This is a genomic window from Mycobacterium sp. MUNTM1, assembly GCF_054660795.1.
This window is the reverse complement of the sequence record NZ_BAAGDE010000039.1, coordinates 16723-37814: the sequence shown is the minus strand read 5'-3', so window position 1 is coordinate 37814 and position 21092 is coordinate 16723. Positions and strand designations below refer to the sequence as shown.

The window sequence follows — 21092 nt, the reverse complement described above, 5'->3', positions numbered from 1 at the left end:
GGCCCAGTGGCGCACCTACTTGGAGCTGAGGCCGTCCACCTCGAATATCCGACTCAGGTGGTCTTCGAATCGATCACGCTCGGGGTCAACGACGGCGCGCGCATCGGCATCGTCGGGCGAAACGGCGACGGCAAATCCAGCCTGCTGCGGCTGCTGACCGGCCAGCAGCGGCCCGATTCCGGCCGGGTCACCCGGCGCAGCGGGCTGCGGGTCGGTGCGCTGAGCCAGGCCGACACCCTGGACCCGGACCACAGCGTGGGCTACACACTCGTCGGCGAGGCGGCCGAACACCAGTGGGCCGGTGACCCCCGGGTCCGCGATGTGGTCGCCGGGCTGGTCTCCGACATCGCTTGGGACGCAATCGTTTCCACCCTGTCCGGTGGTCAGCGCCGCCGGGTGCAGCTGGCCAGGTTGCTGGTGGGCGAGTGGGACGTCATCGCGCTCGACGAGCCCACCAACCATCTGGACATCGAGGGCATCACCTGGCTGGCCGGTCATCTGAAACAACGCTGGGCGCGCAACACCGGCGGGCTGCTGCTGGTGACCCACGACCGCTGGTTTCTCGATGAGGTCGCCACCACGACGTGGGAGGTGCATGACGGGATCGTCGAACCGTTCGACGGCGGCTACGCGGCCTACGTCCTGCAACGCGTCGAACGGGACCGGATGGCCGCCGTCGCCGAGGCCAAGCGGCAGAACCTGATGCGCAAGGAGCTGGCGTGGCTGCGCCGCGGCGCGCCGGCGCGCACGTCCAAGCCCAAGTTCCGGATCGAGGCGGCCAACCAGCTGATCGCCGACGTGCCGCCGCTGCGCAACACCGTCGAGCTGGCCAAGCTGGCCACCGCGCGGCTGGGCAAGGATGTGGTCGACCTGCTCGACGTGTCGGTCTCGTTCGATGGACGCCCGGTGCTGCGCGACATCGAATGGCGGATCGCCCCCGGCGAGCGCACCGGCATCGTCGGGGCCAACGGCGCGGGCAAGTCGACGCTGCTGGGGCTGATCGACGGCACCATCACCCCGGACGCGGGACGGGTCAAGCGCGGCAAGACCGTCCGGCTGGCGGTGCTCGACCAGCAGGGCGACGCCCTGGCCGCGGTCGGCGGCGACCGGATCGCCGATGTGCTGGGCAGGCTGCAGGGCGGCTACCAGGTCGACGGCCGCGAGGTCACCCCGGCGCAGCTGCTGGAGCGACTCGGGTTCGGCCGCGGCCAGCTGTCCGCCCGCGTCGAGGATCTCTCCGGCGGTGAGCGGCGGCGGCTGCAGCTGATGCTCACGCTGTTGTCCGAACCCAACGTGTTGCTGCTGGACGAGCCGACCAACGACGTCGACACCGACACCCTGGCGGCAATGGAGGACCTGCTGGACTCGTGGGCGGGCACGCTGATCGTCGTCTCTCACGACCGCTACCTGTTGGAGCGGGTCACCGATCAGCAGTACGCCGTGCTCGACGGCCGGTTGCGGCACCTGCCCGGCGGTGTCGACGAGTATCTGCGGCTGGCCGAGCGGCGGACCGATGCGGCGGCCGCCGAATCGTCGCGGCCGTCCGAGCCTGCCCCGCAAGCGATGTCGGGCGCGCAACGCCGCGCCACGGAAAAAGAGGTGGCCTCCGTCGATCGCCAGCTGGCGCGGCTGGCGGACCGCGTCGAGGACAAGCACCACGAGCTCGCCGCCCACGACCAGTCCGACCACGTCGGCATCACCCGGCTCACCCAGGAGTTGCGTGCCCTCGAAGACGAGGTGGCCGCGACGGAGAGTCGCTGGCTGGAGCTCTCCGAGTTGCTCGAATGATGCTGGCGCGTCACCTTTTCCGGGCCAGCTGAGGGCGCTGCGCCTTGCGCAGAGTGTCCAGCAACTCCCGATACGGGCCGACCAGGAAGGCCGTGTCGCCGGCACGCAGGTGAGCGTCGCGGCGCAGATGCAGACTGACCGGCTCGTCCTCGCGGGTGATTGCGATGACGCGCGTCTGGGTGGAGATTTCGAACAGCCGTGATCCGTCCAACTCACTTCCGGCCTCCACGTGCATCGCGCCGACGAGGTAGGTGCTGGGCCCGACCGAGAACGTCTCCACCACCTGTAGCCCCATCGCGGCGCCGACGAACCACGGCGCGGCCAGTTCGACGGTAGACCTGACGTTTTCGAATCCGAACCGCTGCGCCACCGCGAAGCCGAGCTCGCGATCATAGATCCGGAGCACCAGCGGAACCTCGGGACGGTTGAGGGCGGGCTGAACATGCGGCCCGTACATTTCACGCAGAACGATGCCGATCTCGATGTTGACCATGTCGTCCTGAGTCAGCACGGCCACGGCACGCGCACGGTCGATGCCGGCCGACTCCAGGGTCTGCTCCATGGTCGCGTCTCCGAATATCACCGGTACGTCGAGTTCGGCCGCCACGGCGAGCAAGGGGTTTTCGTCATCCAACTCCACGATCGCGACGTCGTACCCCGCCGCGGTCAGCTCCGAAACCACCCGAATACCCACGGATCCCAGCCCGACGACGATGACGTGGTTACGCATATGGCGCACCCGTCGTTGCCCGGCCGTATGGACGAAGCGGCGCGACAACAGGAGGTCGGCGATGAACGCGATGAGCACCGCCGTGGTCGTCATCCCGGCGAACATCAACGCGACGCTGAACACCCGGAGCCAGGTGGGTTGTTGCGCAAAACTGAAGTCGCCGTAGCCCACCGTCGTGATCGTCTCGGCGCTGAAATACATCGCGTCGAGCCAGGTCATCCCCGGCGACCGCTGATAGCTCAATCGCAAGATGATCGTCGAGCCGATCAACAGGCCCAGGCCGATCATCGATGCCGGATAGAAGCCGGGATTAACATCGTCGCGCGCGGTACGCAGTGCGTCCAGCAATCGTCCGAACAGGCGGCCACGGGATTGCGTCGAGGTCGGTCGGGGGCCCCGGATACCGCGGGCCGCCAGCTCGTCGGCGGTGCCGATCATGGTAGTCCAGTCACCGGCGCGCACCTGCAGGTCGCGGCCGGGGCACGCCAGAACCTCGCCGGGGGTCGACGAGTTCACGCCGCGGATCACCGCCACCGGTGCCAGGTCGCCGTGAATGTCTCGGAGCGACGCATCACGGGGCGCCTCGCTCCCCCACGCCGTGAACTTGATTCCCGCAGCTTCGAATTCGTGGGTGACCCGTGCCAGACACGCTTCGACCACGGACGGCGCGGCCAGGTCGGCCACGTCGAGTATCGCCCCAGATCCGTTGTTGGCGGCCATCGCTGTCCGCACCACATCGTTGTCCAGACGCACGACCACTCGCATCTCTGGATTGGCTTTCCTTGCCAGCAAAGCAATTTCGATATTTGTTGCATCATCATCTCCGGCGCAGACGATCGCAAGCGCGTGGGCGACTCCAGCCTCAGCCAGCCCGGTGCCGACGAGCTTCACCACGGCGACGCCGGCGTTGGTCAGTTCGGCCACGATCGTTGTCGCCAGCGCATCATCACCACTGACGATGACATGCCGGTCCAGTGGGACATCGAAGTCGACGAAGTCAACGTGACGGTTGTATCGCCACGACTTGAGAATGTTCACCTGAGCACCCGATTCTGTCGATGGGTGGCCCGCGCGAGCGCACACGCACGATGTTCGGCAGCTGGCGGGGCAGGTGCGCACGACCGTACGGGGCCCTAACGGACCAATCCGGATGGCGGGGATGGACTATCGCACGGACTCATCCGGCCCCCACCTCCTTGCCGCCGGGACACACGCGGGTGTCGTTACACGTGCACGGGTGCTGGTCGGTTTCGGCTTGAGTCGATGCCGCACACCCCTCTCGTCAGAGCTTTGGCACTGCACGGCGTATCCGATGTCCGGAAGCCACTTTGGCTCAACCCTTGTGCCGGGAAGAGCTGTCCTGACCCGGGGCGTCTTTCGACGTTCGGGGTCAGTGGCCTGTGTCCGTGCAGACGCCTCACCTAGCGAGGTGCTTGCAAGCCCTAATGATGCTGAGCAAAACCGCCCACGTCAATCCGAGCGCGGCTCAGTGCCAGCGCAGCAATACCAATTCGGAGCCGAAGCCGGGACCCACCGCGAGCATCAGCCCGGGGCTGCCGCCGGGCGGCGGTTTGGCGATGGTGTCCCGCAGGATGTGCAGCACCGACGCCGACGACAGGTTGGCGACCTCCCCGAGCGAGCGCCAGGTCAGTTCCTGCGCCTCCGGCGACAGTTCGAGGCTGGTGGCGATCGTGTTGATGACCTTGGGGCCGCCGGGGTGCGTGATCCAGGCGCCGATGTCGTCCTTGGTCAGCCGGTGCGCGGCGAGGAAGCTGTTCACGTCGTCGGCCAGGTAGCGGTCGATCACCTTCGGCAGTTCCGGCGACATCGCCAGTTGCATGCCGTCCGAGCCGACGTTCCAGCCCATGATGTGCAGCGAGTCTGGGTACTGCCGGCTGCGCGAGTCCAGGATGTCGGGCCCGGCGGAATTCAGCTGCTCGGCGCGACGGTCGCCGACGGCGACGACTGCCGCGGCGCCGTCGCCGAACATCGCGGTACCGACCAGTCCCGACACCGTCGGCCTGACCGTCGGGAAGGTGAGCGAGCACAGCTCGACCGACACCAGGGCGGCGACGCCGTCCGGCGCACCCCGCAGGTAATCGTGCAGCCGGCCCACGCCCCCGGCCCCTGCCGCGCAGCCGAGCCCGAACATCGGGATCCGGCGCACGTCCGGGCGCAGGCCGAGGAGGCCCACCAGCCGGGCGTCGAGGGACGGCACCGCGATGCCGGTGACGGTGGTGGTGGCGATCATGTCGATGTCGTGCGGTTGCAGCCCCGCCTCGTCGAGTGCGCCCAGCAGCGCGTCGCAGCCAAGCTCCAGGGCCTTGTCGATGAAGATTTCGTTCGTCGCGCTGAAGTCGGTGAGTTCGTGGTAGCGCTCGAGGGGTAGCACGAGGTGGCGGCTGTTGACCTTGGCAGCGGCGTGCAGCCGCCGGACGACGTCTTCGTGTTTCTTCAGCGTCGGCAACTCGACGAGCTGATCGGTGATTTCGCGTTGGCTATACCGATGTGGCGGCAAGGCGCCGAAAACACCCGCGATGACGCTCATGCTTTACCTTCTTGATTGCCAACCAGCAGAAACGCTCCCCTTGAACACGAAAGTTTATGCGGTACGGTTCGGTCTCGCAAAAATTCAACGTATTCAACATATGTCGTATTAGATGGTTTCCGCGTACGCGTAATCACGTCCCCGAACAGGGAATTCATCTTTCGGTGTCGTCCTCATCCGCCGAGCTGAGCGCCATCGCGATCAACGCATCGGGGCTCAACGCGTCGATGTCGCCGACGCCGGCATTTGCATCGGAGGCGGGCGTTTCCGGCATCCCGGCAAGCAATAGAAGTTTTTCGAGCAATCCCGTTCTGCGAAGCTCACGCAACGGAATTTTCCGCAGTGCCGACCAAATCTTTTCCTCGTCGGATTCCGCGGGCTCGTCATGGAGTAGTTGGCGGTGAAGATGATCGGCCAGCGCGACCGGCGTCGGGTAGTCGAAGATCAGCGTTCGCGACAATGCCAGGCCGGTATGGCTGGTGAGACGGTTGCGCAATTCGACCCCGATCATCGAGTCGAAGCCGAGGTCACCGAAGGCGCGGTCGGGGTCGATTGCGTGGGCAGCCGGATGGCCCGACACCGCCGCCGCGTGCTCGCAGACCAGCTCGACCAGGACCCGGCGCTGGTCGTCGGGGGCCAGTCCGAGCAGCCGGTGCGCCAGGTCGGGCGTTCGAGAAGCCGTCGCGGGCGGAGCTCCCGTCGCGCCGGAGCCTTCAGCGCCCAGCCAAAACCTTTGCCGCGCAAAGCCATACGTGGGCAGCTCGACGCGTCGCGCGTCCAGCCCGGCGAACACACCCGCCCAGTTCACGTCGAGCCCGCGGGTGAACAATTGACCGGCGGCACCCAGCAGCGATACCATCTCGGGCCGATCCTTGGCCATGCTGGGCACCGAGACCGCCCGCTCGGTGCTCAGCGATTGGTCCACCGCCGCCGTCAAGGCCGTGCCCGGCCCCAGTTCCACGAAGACGCCGGCCCCGGCCGCCTCGGCGGCGCGCACGCCCTCGAGGAATCGCACCGGCCGGCCGACATGCTCCGCCCAGTACCGAGGCGACCCGTAACCGGGGCCGGCCAGCTGGCCGGTCACATTGGACACCAACTCGATTCGTGGCTCCCCCACCTCGATTCCGGCCACCGCCGCGGAGAATTCCGCCACCATCGGCTGCATCAACGGCGAGTGAAACGCGTGCGACACCGCGAGCCGGTGCACGCGCCGGCCTTCGTGGGCCAGCCGGTCCGCCAGCGCGTCCACCGGCGCCTGGGCACCCGAAAGCACCACCGCGGCGGGGCCGTTGACCGCCGCGATGCTCACCCCATCGTTCAGCAGCCCGGCCACCTCGGCCTCCGCGGCGCCGACAGCCACCATCGCCCCGCCGGCCGGCAGCCCGGCCATCAACCGTCCCCGCGCCGCCACCATGAGCGCCGCGTCCGCGAGCGTCAGCACCCCGGCCACGCATGCCGCGGTGATCTCGCCCACCGAGTGCCCCATCACCACATCCGGTGTCACACCGAAGGACTGCCACAGCGCCGTCAGCGCGATGCCGACGACGAACAGCGCGGGCTGAGCAAACTCGGTGTTGCGCAACAACTCCGGGTCGGTCCCCCACATCACGTCCAGCAGCGGCGCCCGCAGATGAGCGTCGACGGCGGCGGCGGCCTCGTCGAAGGCGCGGGCGAACACGTCGAACCGGTCATACAGTTGCCGCCCCATCCCCAACCACTGCGACCCCTGACCCGGGAACACGAATGCCGTCCGGTCCGACGACCCCACAGGCCTGGCCCGGCCCACCGCCACGCCCGGCCGGGACTCGCCGGCTGCGAGGGCCGCCAAACCCGTTGCCAGCGCGGCACGATCGCCGCCCACCACCACCGCGCGATGCTCGAAAACCGTTCGGGTGCCGGCCAACGACCAGGCGACGTCGAGGGGGCTCAGATCGGACCGGTCGACCAGATAGGCCGACAACCGCCGAGCCTGGTTGGTTAACGCCCGTTCGGAGCGGGCCGACAGCACCCAGGGCAGGATCACGTCGGCGGGCCGCGTCCCCGGCCGGGCCGGGGGCTGCTCGAACTGCTCGACGATGAGGTGCGCGTTGGTGCCGCCCATGCCGAACGATGACACCCCGACCCGGCGCGGGCGGTCCACCGGGGGCCACGGTGTCAGCGCGGAGTTGACCTGCAGCCCACGGTGATTGAGGTCGGCCTGAGGCTCTGCGTAGTTGAGGTTGGGCGGGATCGCGCCGTGTTCGATCGCCAGTACGGCCTTGAGCAGGCCCGCGATTCCCGCGGCGGCGCCGGCGTGGCCGATGTTGGTCTTGACCGATCCCACCCGCACCGGATCGTGGGCGCGCTCGGCGAAAACCTCCCCCAGCGCCTGCGCCTCGATCGCGTCACCGATCTTGGTCCCCGTGCCGTGCGCCTCGACGTAGTCGATGTCGCCGCTTTGCAGGCCGGCATCGGCGAGTGCGCGCCGGATCACGTCCGCTTCGCCGCGCGCCGACGGCACGGTCTGGGCGGTCGCGCCGCGCCCGGCGTTGCCGACGGCGCCGCCGCGGATCACCGCGTGGATGCGGTCACCGTCGTCCAGCGCCGACGGCAAGGGCTTCAGCAGCACCAGTCCACCGCCTTCACCCCGCACGTAGCCGTCGGCGCGCCGATCGAACGCATATGTGTGACCCGTCACCGACACCGCGCCGAATTCGCGTTCCAGCATCCCGATTTCGTCGGCCAGATTGAGGTGGACCCCACCCGCGATGGCCAGCGCCGATCGGCCGGTGGCCACGCTTTCGCAGCCGAGGTGCACCGCGACCAGAGAAGACGACTGGCCCGAATCGACGGTCATGCTGGGCCCGTGCAGCCCGAAGGCGTACGAGATGCGGTTGGCGATCATGGCCCGGCTGATTCCGGTGAAGGTGTGGTGGTCCAGGTTGTCGGCGAGGTCGCGCAGCGTCAGTGCGGCGTAGTCGTCCGTCATCGCCCCCATGAATACCGAAACCGGTTCTCCCCGAAGCATTTCCGGTATCAGGAAGGCGTCTTCGAGCAACTCCCAGGTCAGTTCCAGCGCCAGGCGTTGCCGCGGATCCATCGCGCAGGCCTCTCGCGGCGACAGGTTGAAGAAGTCGGCGTCGAATTCGCCCGCGTCCCCGGCGAACCGGGTGGCCTCGCGCCCGTCGCGGATCAGCCGCCAGAACGCGCCGGGGCCGTCCGCGGCCGGGAACCTGCATGCCAGCCCGATGATCGCTACGTCTGTCGAGGCCAAGGTCAGGGGCCGACTTCGTCGTCGAGGATCGCGAACAGTTGGCTGTCGGTGGCGGTGGAGATGTCGTCGTCGAACGCGTCCTCGGGGTGGTCCAGCAGCGGGGCCGGTGCCGGGCCGGTCGCCGTTGCCAAGAGGCCTTCCAGCCGGCTGATCAGCTGCGCCTTATCGCCTGGGCTCAGATCGGGCTGGTTGAGCAGCGCCTGCAGCTCCCGGGCGATGTCATCGAGGCGGGCCATGCGATCGGGCGGCGTGGCGGCCGCAGCCGTCGCGGCGGGGGCGCTGCCGGCCAGCTGGGCGCCCAGGTGTTCGGCGAGCGCGCCGGGCGTGGGCTGGTCGAAGATCAACGTCGGCGAAAGGGTAAGCCCGGTCGCGATTTTCAGCCGGTTGCGCAGTTCGACGGCGGTCAGCGAATCGAAGCCGAGGTCCTGGAATGCGTCGTCGGCGTTGACGTCCGCGGTGCTGTGGCCCAGGACCGTGGCCGCGTTGCCGCAGACCAATTCCACCAGTTCGCTGTGCCGCTGCTCTGCGGTCATGCCCTCCAGCCGCGCCCGCAGGCCCGTCAACGACACCATGTCGGTGTGCTCCAGGACCCGGCGGGCCGGGCGGGCGGCCAACTGGCTCAGCACCGGCGGCAGCGTGTCGCTGTGCTGCGCCAGGGCCGCCCGGTCCAGCCGGGTGCCCACCACCATCGGGTGCTCGGTGAGCGATGCGGCGTCCAACAGCTCCAGCGCCTGCCGGGTGGACAACGCGCTCAGCCCAGCCCGGCTCATCCTGGCCTTGTCTCGCTCGCCGAGGTGCTGGGTCATGGTCGAGGCCTCTTCCCACATCCCCCAGGCCACCGAGAGTCCCGGCAACCCGTGCGCGCGGCGGTGCGCCGCCAGCGCGTCGAGGAAGCTGTTGGCCGCCGCGTAGTTCCCCTGGCCCGGCGCACCCACGATGCCCGCCATCGATGAAAACGCCACGAACGCGGACAGATTCGCATCCTTGGTCAGTTCGTGCAGATGCCAGGCCCCGTCGACCTTGGCCCGCAACACCGTGTCGATGCGCGCGGGCGTCAGTGACGCGATGACCGCATCGTCGAGCACGCCCGCCGCGTGGAACACCGAGCGCAGCGGATACTGTGCGGGCAGCTGCGCCAGCAATGCCGCGACGGCATCCCGGTCGCCGACATCGCAGGCCGCCACGGACACCGATGCACCCTTTTCCTGCAATTCGGCGGCCAGCTCGCCCATGCCATCGGCGCGTTCACCGCTGCGACTGACCAGCAGCACGTGGGGCACCCGGTGCCGCTCGACGAGATGCCGCGCCACCGCCGAGCCCGCCATGCCGGTGCCGCCGGTGATCAGCGCGGTGCCGCCCGCCAGCCCGGCGGGCCCGTCCGGCATGGTCAGCACCACCTTGCCGATGTGACGGGCCTGGCTGACGAACCGGTAGGCGTCGGCGGCGCTGCGCGCGTCGAAAGCCTTGACGGGCAACGGCGTCAGGTCCCCGGCGGCGAACAGCTCCATCAATTCCGCCAGCATCTCGGCGATGCGGTCGGGGCCCGCCTCCATCAGATCGAACGCGCGGTAGGTCACCCCGGGATGGGCCGCGGCGACGGCATCCGGGTCGCGCAGATCCGTCTTGCCCATCTCGATGAAGCGGCCGCCGGGCTCCAGCAGCCGCAGCGATGCGTCGTTGAACTCCCCCGCCAGGGAGTTGAGCACCACGTCCATGCCCCCGGCGAACTTCCGCTCGAAATCCAGAGTGCGGGAATCCGCGATGTGCGCATCGTCGAATCCCATGGCGCGCAGGGTTTCCCACTTGCCTCGGCTGGCGGTCGCGAACACCTCGGCGCCCCAGTGCCGGGCCAGCTGTACGGCGGCCATGCCCACCCCGCCGGTGGCGGCATGCACCAGCACCCGCTGCCCGGCGCGCAGGCCGGCCAGCACCGACAGCCCGTAATACGCCGTCAAAAACACCACCGGCACGGCCGCGGCCTGCGTCATCGACCAGCCGCGCGGCGCCCGGGTCACCAGCCGCCGGTCGACGGCGGCCTCAGAGCCGGCGAGCCCGAAGATCCCCATGACCGCGTCCCCGACGGCCAGACCCGTCACGCCGGCGCCGAGTTCGGTGACGATCCCCGCGCCTTCGGCGCCGAGTTGCGCGGCGCCCGGGTACATGGCCAGCGCCACCAGCACATCGCGGAAGTTCACCCCGGCGGCCGCGACGCTCACCCGCACCTGACCGGCCTCCAGTGCCGCCGGCGGGTACTCCTGCACCGCCAGGTCCTCGAGCGTCCCGGCATCGCCGGCGGCCAGCCGCCACACCGACGGCGGCTCCGGCAACCGCAGCAGGGGGCGCACGTCGGCCGGCTTCAGCCGCGCGCTGTAGGCCACACCGCCGCGCACCACCAATTGCGGCTCGCCACAACCGATCACCGTTGCGACGTCGAGGGTCCCGTCGGTATCGACCAGCACCACGCGGCCGGGGTGCTCGGCCTGCGCCGAGCGCGTCAAACCCCACACCGCGGCGCCGGCCAGGTCGGCGACGTCCTCTCCCGCCAGCCCCACCGCCCCACGGGTCAGCACCACCAGGACCCCGGCCGCCTCGCCCGTCAGCCAGGATTGCAGCACACCCAGGGCCTCATGCGTCGCCTCATAGGCCGAGGTGACCGCCCCCGAGGCGGCGCGCGGCGACTCCCAGACGGTGACGTCCGCACCAATATCGTTGGCGGGCAGCGAAACCGGTGACCACACCACATCGAGCAGCTCCCCGCTACCGGAGCGGGCGGCCACGGCCGCGGTCAGCTGATCGGCCGACACGGCCCGCGTCACCAGCTCGCGCACCGACAGCACCGGCAACCCCGAGGAGTCGGCCAGCTCGACCGAGACGGCCCCGGCGCCGACCGGCGCCAGCCTGACCCGGACCCGGGACGCGCCGGCCGCGTTCAGGCCCACTCCCTGCCACGAGAACGGCAAGACGGTCTCGCTCCGCTCGTCGGCCACGCCGAGCGCATGCAGCGCCGCATCGAGAACCACCGGATGGATGCCGAAGCCGCCCGTCGATACCCCGGCCTGTTGCGGAAGCTCCACCTCAGCGAAAGTCTCGGTCCCCCTTCGCCATACGGCCCGCAGCCCCCGAAAGGCCGGCCCGTATCCGTAGCCGCGGCCCGCCAGGCCCTCGTACGCGCCGGCCACGTCCACCGCGTCCGCGCCCAGCGGCGGCCACACCGACAGGTCGGCGGCCGGTGCGGGCGCATGGTCGCTCAACACGCCCTCGGCGTGCGATATCCAATCCGATTGGGCGGCACGCGAATACACTTCGATGGCGCGTGTGCCCGCTTCGCCGGCCGGGGCCACCACGACCTGAAGGTGCACCACCCCGGCCGCCGGCACCACCAGCGGCGCCGACAGCGTCAGCTCCTCGATCGTCGAGCAGCCCACCTCGTCACCGGCCCGCAACGCCAACTCGACGAAGCCGGCTCCCGGAAACAGCACCGTGCCGGCCACCGCGTGGTCGGCCAGCCATGGTTGGGCGGCAATCGAAAGCCGGCCCGTCAACACCACACCGCCGGAATCCGGCCGGTCCACCACCGCGCCCAGCAGCGCGTGCTCGGCCTCGGCCAGTCCCAGGCTGGCGATGTTGGCCGAACCCACCGACTCACTGGACAGCCAAAACCGGCGCCGCACAAAGGCATACGTGGGCAGCTCGACACGCCGCGCGGTGGGGTCGGTGAACGCCGCGGCCCACCGCACGTCGGCGCCGGACGTGAACAGCTGCCCCGCCGCCCGCAGCAGCGAGTCCACTTCGGAACGGTCCTTGGCCATGGTCACCACCGAGGTCGCCCGGTCGGTGGTCAGGGATTGCTCGACCGCGGACGTCAACGCCGCGCCCGGGCCGACCTCCAGGAACACCCCGGCACCCAACGATTCGGCCAGCTGCACACCGTCGACGAAGCGCACCGGCTTGCGCACATGGTCGACCCAGTATGCGACGGACCCGTAGTCGGGGCCGGCCAGTCGCCCGGTCAGGTTGGACACCAAGGCGATCCGCGGCTGACCCGCCGACACGTCGGCGGCCACCGCCGCGAACTCCCCCATCATCGGCTCCATCAACGGCGAGTGGAACGCGTGCGAGACGGCCAGCCGGTGCACCCTTGCGCCGCCGGCGGCCAGCCGGTGCGCGACCGCCCCCACCGCGTCCTGCTCACCGGAGAGCACCACCGATTGGGGGCCGTTGACCGCCGCGATGCTCACGGCGCCGTTCAGCACTCCGGCCACCTCGGCTTCGGTTGCGCTCACCGCGACCATCACCCCGCCGGCGGGCAGCGCGGCCATCAGCCGGCCGCGCGCCGCCACCAGCCGCGCCGCATCGGGCAGTGACACCGCCCCGGCCACGCACGCGGCGGCGATCTCGCCCACCGAATGCCCGATCACCACATCCGGTGTCACACCGAAGGATTGCCACAACGCGGCCAACGCGATCTCTATGACGAACAATGCCGGCTGGGCGAACTCGGTGCTCTGCAACAGCTCCGGGTCGGAGCCCCACATCACCTCGCGCAGCGGCAGTCGCGCGTGGGCGTCCACCGCGGCCACCGCCTCGTCGAAGGCCTGCGCGAACACCGGGAAACGGTGATACAGCTCGGCACCCATCCCGAGGGACTGCGAGCCCTGGCCGGGAAAGACGAACACGCGCTTGCCCGCCGACCTGGTGCGGCCGACCAGCACGCCGGGGTCGGGCCGCCCGGACGCCAGCCCCGCCAACCCCGCCGTCAGGGTCTCGCGGCCGGCACCCACCAGCACCGCGCGGTGCTCGAAGGCGGCCCGGGTGGTCGCCAGCGACCAGCCGACGTCCACCGCCCGCACATCAGCGTCGGCGCCCAGCCGATCCAGCAGCCGTTGGGCCTGGCCGGCCAACGCCTCGGGCGAGCGGGCCGAGATCACCCACGGGATCACCGGATTCGACGGCGCCGCAACCGGTTCGGCGTCGTCGTCGAGTTGCGCGGGGGCCTGCTCGACGATCACGTGCGCGTTGGTGCCGCTGATCCCGAACGACGAGACGCCCGCCCGCCGGATGCCGCCGTGATCCGGCCACGGCTGCGGCTCGGTCAGCAGCGACACCGCGCCGGCCGACCAATCCACGTGCGGCGACGGGACATCCACGTGCAGCGTTTTGGGCATCACCCCGTGCCGGATCGCCTGCACCATCTTGATGACCCCGGCCACCCCGGCCGCGGCCGAGGTGTGCCCGATGTTGGATTTGATCGACCCCAGCCACAGCGGCCGGTCCGCGGGACGCTCCTGCCCATAGGTGGCCAGCAGCGCCTGGGCCTCGATGGGGTCGCCGAGCACCGTCCCGGTCCCGTGGCCCTCGACCACGTCCACGTCCGCGGCCGTCAGCCCGGCATTGGCCAGCGCCGCCCGGATCACCCGTTGCTGCGACGGCCCGTTGGGCGCGGTCAACCCGTTCGACGCGCCGTCCTGATTGACCGCCGTGCCGCGCAGCACCGCCAGGACGGGATGTCCCAGCCGCCGCGCATCGCCCAGCCGCTCCAGCACCAGAACGCCCGCGCCCTCCGACCACGAAGTCCCGTCCGCGGCACCGGCATACACCTTGCAGCGACCATCGGGGGCCAGGGCGCGCTGACGGCTGAACTCGACGAAGGCCGCGGGGGTGGCCATCACGGTCACCCCTCCGGCCAGCGCCAGGTCGCATTCGCCGGACCGCAGCGACTGCGCGGCCAGATGCATGGAGACCAGCGACGACGAACACGCGGTATCCACCGACACCGCCGGGCCTTCCAGGCCCAACACGTACGACACCCGGCCCGAGGTCACGCTCAGCGTCGAACCGGTGAGCCCGTAGCCCTCCAGCTCGCCCTTCACCTCGCCGCCATAGCCGGCGTGGATCACCCCGGCGAACACGCCGGTGGCCGAGCCGCGCAGCGCCAAGGGGTCGATGCCGGCCCGCTCCAACGCTTCCCAGCAGATCTCCAGCATCATCCGCTGCTGGGGATCCATGGCCAGCGCCTCGCTGGGCCCGATACCGAAGAATCCGGCGTCGAAGTCACCCGCGTCCTGCAGAAAGCTGCCCTGCCGGGTGTACATCTTTCCCTTGGCGTCGGGGTCGGGGTTGTACAACCCCTCGACGTCCCAGCCGCGGTCGGCCGGGAAGTCCGACACCGTATCGCGGCCCTCGATGACGAGTTGCCACAAGTCTTCTGGCGATTCGACGCCGCCGGCGTAGCGACAGGCCATGCCCACCACCGCGACCGGCTCGGAGAGTTGACCCTCCAGTTCCGCGACACGCCGCCGCGTCCGCCTGAGGTCCGCCGTGAGGCGTTTCAGGTAGTCGACGTGTTGCGAGGTGCCCGGCATCGTCGCTCCTTGCGGGGTGTCAGCGGCCGAGTTCTTCATCGAGGATCGCAAAGAGTTGGCTTTCGGTGGCGGCGTCGAGGTCGTCGTCGAGGTGTTCGGTGTCGGAAAGATCACCGGGCGGCAGCGCGGCGAGCAGGTTGTGAATGCGGGCCCGCAGCACCGCTTTGTCGTCGGCATTCCAGGTGGGCGCGCCGAGCAGCGCCTGCAGTTCGCGGGTGATGTCGTTGAAGCGGCCCATCAGGTTCGGCTGATCGTCGGCACCGGCGGTGCCGGCCAGTTGGGTGTCGAGGTGCGCGGCCAGCACGGTGGGTGTCGGATAGTCGAATATCAGCGTCGGCGAAAGGGTAAGGCCCGTAGCGTTTTTGAGCCGATTACGTAGTTCGACGGCAGTCAGCGAATCGAACCCGAGCTCCTGGAAGGCGCGGCCGGCGTCGATGTCGGCCGGATTGGGCACGCCCAGCACCATCGCCGCGTTGCCGCACACCAGGTCGACCAGCTCGCGCTGTCGCGCCTCGGGAGTCAGCCCGTGCAGGCGCGCCGAAAGCCCCGTCGTCGACGCGGCGACATCCGTGTCGTCGATGACGCGCCGGGTCGGACCGGCCACGAGCTCGCGCAGCAGTCCGGGCAGCGCGGCGATGTTGTCGGACAGGGCGGCCCGGTCCACGCGCGCGGCCACCAGCACCGGGGCGTCGACCAGCATCGCGGCGTCGAACGCCGCCAGCGCCGCAGCGGTGGACAGCGGCGCCAGCCCGATCCTGCTCATCCGGGCCTTGTCGCGATCCCCGAGGTGCGCCGTCATCGCGGAGGCCTGCTCCCACAGCCCCCAGGCCAGCGACAGGCCGGCAAGCCCGTGGGCCCGCCGATACGCGGCCAGCCCGTCGAGGAAACTGTTGGCCGCCGCGTAGTTGGCCTGACCGGGGGTTCCCACGATCCCCGCCATCGACGAAAACACCACGAACGCCGACAGATCCAGGTGCCGGGTGAGCTCGTGCAGGTTCCAGGCCCCGTCGACCTTGGCGCGCAGGACCGCATCCACCCGATCCGGGGTCAGCGACGAGATCAGCCCGTCGTCGAGAATGCCCGCGGCGTGCACGATTCCGCGCAGCGGATACTCCGCCGGTATCGAGGCCAGCATCGCCGACGCCGCCTCGGCATCGGCCACATCGCAGGCCACCACCGACACCCGCGCGCCGGCCCCTTCCAGCCCGGCCACCAGCTCGGCGACCCCGGCCGCCCGGGCGCCGCTCCGGCTGACCAGCACCACGTGCGCCACCCGATAACGGTCGACGAGATGGCGGGCCAGCGCCGAACCGGCCATCCCGGTGCCACCGGTGATCACCACGCTGGCGCCCGCCAGCCCGCCGCCGCAGCCGCTGAGCACCGCGCCGGGTCCCGACCCGACGGTGAGCGCGACCTTGCCGATGTGACGCGCCTGGCTGACGTACCGATAGGCCGCCGAGGCGCAGCGGACGTCAAAAGTCTTCAGCGGCAACGGCTTCACAACGCCGTCGGCCAACAGTCCCACGATCTCGGCCAGCATGGCCGCGGTGCGGTCGGGGCCGGCCTCCATCAGGTCGAACGCCCGATACACCGCACCCCGATAGTGGTCGGCGACGACGAGCGGATCGCGCACATCGGTCTTGCCCATCTCGATGAATCGCCCGCCGGGGGCCAGCAGCCGCAACGACGCGTCGGTGAACTCGCCGGCCAGCGAGTTGAGCACGACGTCGAACCCGGCACCGTTCGTGGCAGCCGCGAATTTCGCCTCGAACTCCGTGGTGCGCGAATCACCGATGTGGTCGTCGTCGAATCCCATCGCGCGCAAGGTGTCCCACTTGCCCCGGCTGGCGGTGACGAACACCTCGGCGCCCCAGTGCCGGGCCAGCTGCACCCCGGCCATGCCCACCCCGCCGGTGGCGGTGTGCACCAGGACCCGCTCGCCGGCGCGCAGCCCGCCCAGCACCGAGAGCCCGTACAGCGCCGTCAGGAACACCACCGGAACGCCCGCGGCGGCCACCAGCGACAAGCCCGCCGGCACCGGTGTCACCACGCGCTGATCCACCACGGCCTCGGAACCGACGACCCCGAGCAACCCCATCACCTCGTCGCCCACGACCAGGCCGGTCACGCCGGGTCCCACCTCGACGACCACGCCGGAGCCCTCGGCACCGAGCCGGCCGCCGCCGGGATACATCCCCAGGGCCACCAGCACATCGCGGAAGTTGACCCCGACCGCGGCCACCGCGACGCGCACCTGCCCGCCGGTCAATTCGGTTGGCGGGCAGGGGCTCACGACCAGGTCCTCGAGCGTGCCCTCGCCACCGGCATCCAACCGCCAGCCGCCGGGGGGCAGCGCGACGGCGGAGTCCACGCGCGCCGGCCGCAGCCGTGCGGCGTACGCCACGCCCTGGCGCACCACCACCTGCGGCTCGCCGCAGTCGATCACCGCACCGGCGTCGATGGAGCCGTCGGAGTCGATCAGCACGAAACGCCCCGGATGCTCGGCCTGCGCCGAGCGCACCAGGCCCCATACCGCGGCGCCGGCCAGGTCCGAAACCTCTTCGCCGGCAAGGGCGACGGCGCCGCGGGTCTGCACGGCCAGCACCCCGGCGCTTTCGTCGCGCAGCCACGATTGCAGCGTCGCCAAAATCTCGACCGCCGCGGCGTGCACCGCCTTCACCAGGTCGCCGCCATGATCGCCCAGCTCCCACAGCGTGGCCTCGGCGCCGCCTTCGCCCAGTGCGACCGGCGACCAAGTCACGTCGAGCAATCCCTCGGAGCGCTGCGCCGGAGCCGCCGTCAACTGCGCGGCCGAGACCGGGCGCAGGGCCAACGATCGTACCGAGAGCACCGGAAGTCCCGCCCCGTCAGCCAGTTCCACCGACACCGACCCGGCGCCGGCCGGCGCGATCCGGACCCGCGCCCGCGACGCGCCCGAGGCGTGCAGCGACACGCCCTGCCACGAGAACGGCAGCACGGTCTGGTCCTGCTCGGCGGCGACGCCGATCGCGTGCAGCGCCGCATCCAAGAGCACGGGATGCACTCCGAAGCCGCCGTCCTGGATTCCCGCGTCCTCGGGCACGACGACCTCGGCGAAGAGCTCGTCCCCGCGCTGCCACATGGCCCGCAGCCCCCGGAAGGCGCGGCCGTAGCCGTAGCCCCGCTGCGCCAGCCGGGCATAGGCGCCGGTGACGTCCACCGCGCTCGCCCCGGCGGGCGGCCAGACCGAGAGGTCCGCGGCCGGCGTCACCGCGCCCGGCCGCAACAGACCCTCGGCGTGCAGCACCCACTCCGAATCTGGTTCGGCGCCGGCCGAATACACCGACAACCGGCGCAACCCCGACTCGTCGGGCGCGCCGACCACCAGCTGCACCTGCACGCCCCCGGCCGGGGGCAGCAGCAACGGGGCCGACAAGGTCAGCTCGTCGAGCACCGCAGCGCCGACCTCGTCGCCGGCGCGGATGGCCAACTCGACGAACCCGGCACCGGGGAACAGCACCGTCTCGCCCACCGCATGATCGGCCAGCCACGGATGGGCCGCGGTCGACAGCCGGCCCGTCAGCACCACGCCGCCGGAATCGGGCCGTGGTACCACCGCGCCGAGCAACCCGTGCTCGGCGGCCGCCAGGCCCAGCGTGGCGACGTCTTGCGAACCCGTCGACCCGCCCGGAAGCCAAAAGTGTTGCCGGACAAACCCGTACGTCGGCAGGTCGACGGCCCGGCCACCGAGGCCGGCCATCGCGGCGCGCCAGTCGACGGCAACGCCCGCCACGTGGGCCTGGGCGGCCGAGAGCCAGAAGCGGTCCAGGCCGCCGTCCTCGCGGCCCAGCGACGGGATAACGCACGCCCGCTCGCTGTCGGGCATCGTTTCTTCGATGGCGGCCATCAGCACGGGATGCGGGCTGGACTCGATGAACGCCTGATAGCCAGCGTCGCACGCGCTGCGCACCGCCCGCTCGAATTGCACGGTTTGCCGGATGCTTTGGAACCAATAGTCGGCGTCCAGCCCCGCGGTGTCCATCAGCTCACCGGTGACCGTGGAGAAGAACGCGACCGCCGACGACCGGGGCGCGAGTCCGCGCAGCGCGTCGGCGAGGGACTCGCGGATCGCGTCCACCTGTGCCGAATGCGATGCGTAGTCGACGTCGATGCGGCGGGCGCGGATGTTGTCGGCTTCGCACCGTTGCATCAGTTCGTCCAGCGCATCCACCTCACCGGAGACCACCACCGCCGCAACACCGTTGACGGTGGCGATGTTCAGCCGCTCACCCCAGCCGGCGATCAACCGCTCGGCGCGCGCCAGACCGCACGCCAACGAGACCATGCCGCCCCGGCCCGACAACTGCACCAGCAGCCGGCTGCGCAGCGCGACCACCCGTGCGGCGTCTTTTAGCGAAAGCGCCCCCGCCACATAGGCCGCCGCGATCTCACCCTGCGAATGACCGATCACCGCATCGGGCAGCACACCCACCGAGCGCCACAGTTCGGCCAGCGACACCATCACCGCCCACAGCGTCGGCTGCACCACGTCCACCCGGTCCAGCCCGGGCGCGCCCGGGACACCGCGGATCACGTCGATCAGCGACCAGTCGACGTATTCGGCGAGCGCGTCAGCGCAGCGCTGCAGGTGCTCAGCGAAAACCCGTGAGCCGTCCAGCAATTGGGCGCCCATGCCGACCCATTGCGAACCCTGGCCGGGGAACACGAACACCGTCTTGCCCACCGGCTGCGCGCGGCCGACCACCAGTCCCGCGCCCTGCTCGCCGGCCGCCAGCGCCGTCAGCCCACGCAGCAGCTGCGCGCCGTCGGCGCCCACGATCACCGCCCGATGCTCGAAGCGCGACCGCGTCGCGACCAGCGACCAGCCCACGTCCAGCACCCGCACCCCGGGATCGGCCTTCACGCGCGCCAGCAGCCGCGCCGCCTGGTTCGCCAGCGCCTCACTCGAGCGGGCCGACAGCACCCACGGCACCACCACGTCGTCGCCCGGGCGGGCGGCGGTTTCGGGCTCCGGGACGTATTGCTCCACGATCACGTGCGCGTTGGTGCCGCTGATGCCGAAGGACGACACTCCCGCGCGGCGCGGCCGGCCCACCGCCGGCCAGGGCCGCTGCTCGGTCAGCAGCGACACCGCGCCTGCGGTCCAATCCACGTGCGGCGTCGGCTCATCCACGTGCAACGTCTTGGGCATCACCCCGTGGCGGATCGCCTGCACCATCTTGATCACGCCGCCGGCGCCGGCGGCGGCCGAGGTGTGACCCATGTTCGATTTGATCGAACCCAGCCACAGCGGCTGATCGGCCGGCCGATCCTGCCCGTAGGTCGCCAGAACCGCTTGCGCCTCAATGGGATCGCCGAGCGTGGTGCCCGTGCCGTGACCCTCGACCAGATCGACGTCGGCCGTGCCCAGCCGCGCGTTGGCCAGCGCCGCGCGGATCACCCGTTGCTGCGACGGCCCGTTGGGCGTCGCCAGGCCGTTGGAGGCGCCGTCCTGATTGACCGCGGACCCGCGCACCACGGCGAGCACCGGATGCCCGTGCCGGAGGGCATCGGCCAGCCGTTCGGCCACCAGCACCCCGACGCCCTCGGAAAACCCGGTGCCGTCGGCCGCACCCGCGTACGCCTTGCACCGGCCGTCGGCGGCCAGCGCGCGCTGCCGGCTGAACTCGATGAACATCGCCGGTGTGGCCATCACGGTCACGCCGCCGGCCAGCGCCAGATCGCACTCGCCGGACCGCAACGACTGCGTCGCCAGGTGCAGCGCCACCAGCGACGACGAACACGCCGTGTCCACCGAGACGGCCGGCCCCTCGAGCCCCAGCGAATAGGCCACCCGGCCCGAGGCGACGCTGAGCGTCGAACCGCGCAGGCCGTAGCGCTCCAGGTGTCCCGGCACCCGTCCCTGACCCCCGTAGGAGCCGTGGAAGATCCCGGCGAACACACCGGTCGCCGAGCCGCGCAAGGTGACGGGGTCAATCCCGGCCCGCTCCAACGCCTCCCAGGACACCTCGAGCAGCAGCCGCTGTTGCGGGTCCATGGCCAGCGCCTCGCTGGGGGCGATCCCGAAGAACGCGGCGTCGAAATCACCGGCATCCGAGAGGAACCCGCCGCACCGCGCGTACGACTTGCCCACGGCGTCGGGATCCGCATCGAACAGACCGGCCAGGTCCCAGCCGCGGTCGTCGGGAAACTCCGAGACCACATCGCGGCCCTCAACCACCATCTGCCACAAGGCCTCTGGTGAATTCACGCCACCCGGATACCGGCAGGCCATGCCGACCACCGCCACCGGTTCGGTCGCGGCGGCCAGGTACCGGCGGTTCTCTCGCTTGAGCCGCTCGTTGTCCTTCAGCGACTGACGAAGAGCCTTGATCAGCTCTTCGGTGTTGCCGTTCATCGAAGGCGGCCTCT

At 70.5% G+C, this 21092-nt stretch carries 6 protein-coding genes and 1 riboswitch; of the genes, 1 reads left to right on the top strand and 5 read right to left on the bottom strand.

Annotation, left to right across the window (positions count from 1 at the left end):
- The first annotated feature begins 6 nt into the window (after nt 1-6).
- Entirely contained in the window at nt 7-1788 is a 1782-nt protein-coding gene (locus tag ACYQ8K_RS20550) for an ABC-F family ATP-binding cassette domain-containing protein (protein ID WP_459971870.1), read from the top strand.
- 10 nt (nt 1789-1798) lie between these two features.
- Here ACYQ8K_RS20550 and ACYQ8K_RS20545 read toward each other — a convergent pair whose 3' ends face one another.
- The 5 genes from ACYQ8K_RS20545 to ACYQ8K_RS20525 form a co-directional block, all read right to left on the bottom strand.
- Complete coding sequence (locus ACYQ8K_RS20545; RefSeq protein ID WP_459971912.1) at nt 1799-3493, bottom strand: NAD-binding protein; 1695 nt, start codon at nt 3491-3493, stop codon at nt 1799-1801.
- Nucleotides 3494-3785: 292 nt separating this feature from the next.
- A riboswitch (M-box (ykoK) riboswitch) is annotated at nt 3786-3954 on the bottom strand.
- Between the two features lie 50 nt (nt 3955-4004).
- Nucleotides 4005-5066, bottom strand: a complete 1062-nt coding sequence (locus ACYQ8K_RS20540) for a type III polyketide synthase (RefSeq protein ID WP_459971868.1) — start codon at nt 5064-5066, stop codon at nt 4005-4007.
- A 154-nt stretch (nt 5067-5220) separates the two neighbouring features.
- Nucleotides 5221-8319, bottom strand: a complete 3099-nt coding sequence (locus ACYQ8K_RS20535) for a type I polyketide synthase (RefSeq protein ID WP_459971866.1) — start codon at nt 8317-8319, stop codon at nt 5221-5223.
- Nucleotides 8320-8321: 2 nt separating this feature from the next.
- Complete coding sequence (locus ACYQ8K_RS20530; RefSeq protein WP_459971864.1) at nt 8322-14681, bottom strand: SDR family NAD(P)-dependent oxidoreductase; 6360 nt, start codon at nt 14679-14681, stop codon at nt 8322-8324.
- 19 nt (nt 14682-14700) lie between these two features.
- Entirely contained in the window at nt 14701-21078 is a 6378-nt protein-coding gene (locus tag ACYQ8K_RS20525) for an SDR family NAD(P)-dependent oxidoreductase (protein ID WP_459971862.1), read from the bottom strand.
- Nucleotides 21079-21092: the final 14 nt, after the last annotated feature.